This window comes from Candidatus Cryptobacteroides sp., from assembly GCF_056207615.1.
In genome coordinates, this window is the sequence record NZ_JBAEER010000130.1 from 1 (window position 1) to 2904 (window position 2904).

General features: G+C 50.2%; 3 protein-coding genes and 1 rRNA gene. 2 read left to right on the forward strand and 2 right to left on the reverse strand.

Going from position 1 to position 2904, the window contains the following annotated elements; all coding sequences use genetic code 11:
- The coding region (locus AC06ND_RS07690) for a TGS domain-containing protein (protein WP_475678404.1) at nucleotides 1-1092 on the reverse strand (1092 nt) is incomplete at its 3' end.
- Between the two features lie 126 nt (nucleotides 1093-1218).
- On the opposite strand from AC06ND_RS07690, the gene AC06ND_RS07695 reads away from it, so the two are divergent.
- Both AC06ND_RS07695 and AC06ND_RS07700 read left to right on the forward strand, forming a co-directional pair.
- On the forward strand, nucleotides 1219-1770 hold the full coding sequence (locus AC06ND_RS07695; protein WP_475678405.1) for a DUF4199 domain-containing protein: 552 nt from the start codon (nucleotides 1219-1221) through the stop codon (nucleotides 1768-1770).
- A 2-nt stretch (nucleotides 1771-1772) separates the two neighbouring features.
- The gene (locus AC06ND_RS07700) at nucleotides 1773-2747 is read left to right on the forward strand and encodes a glycosyltransferase family 2 protein (protein ID WP_475678406.1); all 975 of its coding nucleotides are present in this window, start codon (nucleotides 1773-1775) and stop codon (nucleotides 2745-2747) included.
- Between the two features lie 58 nt (nucleotides 2748-2805).
- Here AC06ND_RS07700 and rrf read toward each other — a convergent pair.
- Nucleotides 2806-2904 (reverse strand): 5S ribosomal RNA (gene rrf / locus AC06ND_RS07705); the annotation flags it as partial.

The window sequence follows — 2904 nt, forward strand, 5'->3', positions numbered from 1 at the left end:
GACAGGAAGATCCTTGTATGAACGAGGCTTGCTGCGATAGATCTCACAGTGATGAGGGCAGTTCATTGGCTTGAGGAGGTATTCCTCACCCTCCTGTGGAGTGGTGATAGGACGGAATGAGTCCTGGCCGTAGTGCTCCCAGTGACCTGAAGTCACGTAGAGGTCCTTGTTACCGATATGTGGAGTGACTACTGGAAGGTAGCCATACTTCTGCTGAATCTTGCGGAGGAACACCTCGAGACGATAGCGGAGATCTGCACCCTTAGGGAGCCACAATGGGAGACCCATGCCGACCTTGTGTGAGAAGGTGAAGAGTTCCATCTCCTTTCCGATCTTGCGATGGTCACGCTTCTTTGCCTCCTCGAGGAGTGCGAGGTGCTCGTCAAGAAGAGTCTTCTTAGGGAAGCTGACGCCATAGATACGGGTGAGCATGTTGCGCTTCTCGTCGCCTCTCCAGTATGCACCTGCGATTGAGAGGAGCTTCACGGCCTTGATGACTGAGGTGTCCTTGAGGTGAGGTCCACGGCAGAGATCGGTGAAGCCACCGTTCTGGTAGAAGGTGATGGTACCGTCCTGGAGGTCCTGGATAAGCTCGCACTTGTACTGGTCACCCTTCTCGGTGAAGTTCTTGAGAGCCTCTTCCTTGCTGACATCGGTGCGAACGAACTGCTCCTTGGTGCGTGCAAGCTCGATCATCTTGTCCTCGATAGCCTTGAGCTCAGCTTCAACGAGAGTATGTCCGCCGAAATCCACATCATAGTAGAAACCGTTGTCGATTGCTGGTCCGATACCGAACTTGATGCCAGGATAGAGAGCCTCGAGAGCCTCTGCCATGAGGTGAGAAGATGAGTGCCAGAAAACCTTCTTGGCCTCAGGATCCTCCCACTTGTGGAGCTTGATCGAAGCATCTTCGTTAATCGGACGGGTAATATCATAGATAGTACCCTTTCCTGTAGCGTCTGTAGTAGGCACGACTGTCGCTGCGAGGATGTCGCCTGCGAGCCTAGGGCTGATACTCATTGCAATGTCATAAGCAGATACGCCTGCTTCAAACTGCTTGACGCTACCGTCAGGGAAAGTGATGTTGATCATAAAATTTCTTTGTTTTGCGTCCCGGCAGATACAATCCTGCCGAAGACTGGTAAGTATATATGGATAATCATACAAAGATAGGCAAAAAATTGTATCTTTGCTTATCTGATAACACATAAGTTTATTATGGAAAAACTCGAGAACGGCACTCTTCTGAACAAGGCCAGCATCGCAGGAGCGGTGTTCGGACTGATTTCAGGTTCATACATATTCATCACGAACGCCATGGCATCAGCACAGATGGGAGGAATACTCGCATCCCTGCTCTGGATAGCCAAGTTCGTCGGATGCATATATCTGATGATTTTCTTCATGAAGAAGCTCGTCAAGGAATATGATGACGTCAAGAACAGTGACACGCTGAAATTCGGAGTGCTCACGGCACTCTTCTCTGCAATCATCACTGCAGCAGCAAGCTACATCGCGAGCGAGTACGTATTCCCAGACCTGCTCAACAAGCAGATCGACCTGGTATATCAGATGTATGGTGAGATGCTTGATTCCAATTCGATGTCGGCGCTTGACAAGATGACCGAGAACTACTCCACCATCAGTTTCTTCAGCCAGCTCATCTGGTGCTTCATCTACGGAACCATCCTCTCGGTGATCATCTCCGGCAAGGTCCCTACACCGGACCCTTTCAAGGATTTCAAGAACAAGGAAAACGACGCTGAATAGCCATGATCAAGGAACCTTCATACGAACTCGACCTCTCCATCGTAATCTCCCTCCTGAATGAGAAGGAGTCACTTCCGGAGCTAGTCGCCTGGATAGAGAAGGTCATGGATGCTCAGAAATACAAGTATGAGCTCATAATGGTCGACGACGGCAGCACAGACGGATCATGGGATACCATCCAGGAGCTTTCGGAGAAGAACCCATGCATACACGGAATATCATTCCGACGCAACTACGGCAAGTCCGCTGCCCTCTACCACGGCTTCAAGGCTGCGAAAGGAAGGGTCGTCGTAACCATGGACGCGGATCTGCAGGACTCCCCAGAAGAGATTCCAGAAATGTACAGGATGGTAGTCGAGGACGGATGGGACATCGTAAGCGGATGGAAGCAGAACCGTCAGGACAACAAGCTCACCAAGAACATTCCTTCGAAGCTCTACAACTGGACTGCACGCAAGGTTACCGGAGTCAAGCTCCATGACATGAACTGCGGACTCAAGGCATACAAGAACGAAGTCGTCAAGAACGTCGAGGTCTACAGTGAAATGCACAGGTACATCCCATACCTGGCAAAGAACGCTGGATTCACCAGGATAACAGAAAAGCCTGTTCACCACCAGAAGAGAAAATATGGCAAGAGCAAGTTCGGAATCGAACGTTTCGTGAACGGTTTTCTCGATTTGCTTAGTCTCTGGTTCCTCAGCACCTTCGGAAAGAAGCCAATGCACTTCTTCGGCTTCACCGGAATCGTCACTTTCCTCACAGGTATAATCTGCGCAGTTTCTGTGATCATCATCAAGCTCGTCAACCAGGCTAACGGCATCAAGTACAGGCCAGTGACCGATCAGCCACTCTTCTACCTCGCACTCGTCGCCCTTGTAATCGGCGTACTCCTTTTCCTTGCCGGCTTCATCTGCGAGATGATCTCCCGTTCCGGACAGGATCGCAACAAGTACAACATCAAAGACGAAATCTAAAAAAATCTTATATACAAAAAAAAGAGACCCAGGTCGTGTGACCTGAGTCTCTTAGGAAGCGCGGCAGCTACCTACTCTCCCACTTGGTGTAGCAGTACCATCGGCGTAAGCGAGCTTAACTTCTCTGTTCGGAATGGGAAGAGGTGGATCCTCGCTG